Raw genomic sequence first — 1,414 nt, 5'->3', positions numbered from 1 at the left:
CCGTGGCGCAACGTGAGGATCGCCGGCGGTTCTGGGAGGCGATCGCGACTGGGCTGTCGAGCGAGGATGCGGCATCCGGTACAGGTGTGTCGCCCGCCGTGGGAACACGTTGGTTCCGGGAGGCGGGCGGCATGCCACCAGCGGGGTTTGCATCATCATCGACACCGCCTTCGGAGCGGTACCTGCTGTTTTCGGATCGGGAGGAGATCGCGCTGCTGCGTGCCCAGGGGCACGGCGTCCGGGAGATCGCCCGCCGCTTGAGGCGGGCTACCTCGACCATCTCCCGGGAACTGCGGCGGAATGCCGCCACTCCCAGCGGTGGCCTGGATTATCGAGCGACGGCCGCACAATGGCATGCCGACCGCTCGGCGCGCCGCCCAAAGCTGACCAAGCTGGTGGTCAACCCGGCGCTGCGGCAGTACGTGCAGGATCGTCTGGCCGGCACGGTCGTCACCCCGGACGGGGTAGCGGTTCACAGACCGATTGTGACGTGGAAGGGCCGCCCTCACGGACCCCGGCAGGACCGACGGTGGGCCAGGGCGTGGAGCCCGGAACAGATCGCCCGCCGCCTGCGGCTCGACTATCCGGAGGACCCGACGATGCGCATCAGCCATGAGGCCATCTACCAGGCGCTGTTCATCCAGGGCCGCGGAGCCTTGCGCCGTGACCTGACCGCCTGCCTGAGGAGCGGGCGGGCTCTGCGCGTCCCGAGGGCCCACACCCGCAGGCGGGGCAAGTCCTTCATCGCTCCGGAGATCATGATCAGCCAGCGCCCGCCTGAGGTGGCTGACCGGGCGGTGCCGGGGCATTGGGAAGGCGACCTCATCATCGGCCTGGGAGGGTCAGCGATCGGCACCCTGGTGGAGCGCACGACGCGGTTCACGCTGCTGCTCCACCTGCCCCCGATGCCGGGTCACGCCAGTGGGCCGCGTGTCAGGAACGGGCCGGCGCTCGCCGGCCATGGCGCCGAAGCGGTCCGCGACGCCATCATGCGCACGATCACCACCTTGCCCGGGCACCTGCGGCAGTCGCTGACCTGGGACCAGGGCGTGGAGATGGCACAGCACGCACATCTGCGGATCGACACCGGGATCCATGTCTACTTCTGCGACCCTCACAGCCCTTGGCAGCGCGGCACGAACGAGAACACCAATGGACTGCTGCGCCAGTACTTTCCGAAGGGTACTGATCTCAGCGTGCATACCGCCGGCGATCTCGCGGCCGTGGTGCTCGCTCTCAACACCAGACCCCAAAAGACGCTTGACTGGAAAACCCCTGCCGAGGCTCTGGACCTGTTCCTCAAATCCATTCATACAGGGAGTGTTGCGACGCCCGCTTGAATCCGCCCAGGCTGCGCTGATCAGTCATCCAGGCTGCCGCCTGCTGCTTCACTCCGGCGGGATTGCGCCGACCA

At 68.0% G+C, this 1,414-nt stretch carries 1 protein-coding gene; it reads left to right on the top strand.

What is annotated here, in order from left to right:
* Positions 1–2: 2 nt before the first annotated feature.
* The gene (locus N826_RS38945) at positions 3–1,340 is read left to right on the top strand and encodes an IS30 family transposase (RefSeq protein ID WP_247870484.1); all 1,338 of its coding nucleotides are present in this window, start codon (positions 3–5) and stop codon (positions 1,338–1,340) included.
* The last annotated feature ends 74 nt before the right edge of the window (positions 1,341–1,414 follow it).

Origin of the sequence: Skermanella aerolata KACC 11604 (assembly GCF_000936425.1) — a bacterium.
Lineage (GTDB): Bacteria > Pseudomonadota > Alphaproteobacteria > Azospirillales > Azospirillaceae > Skermanella > Skermanella aerolata.
Note: the sequence above shows the minus strand (reverse complement) of the source record. Positions and strands in the feature narration are given on the sequence as shown.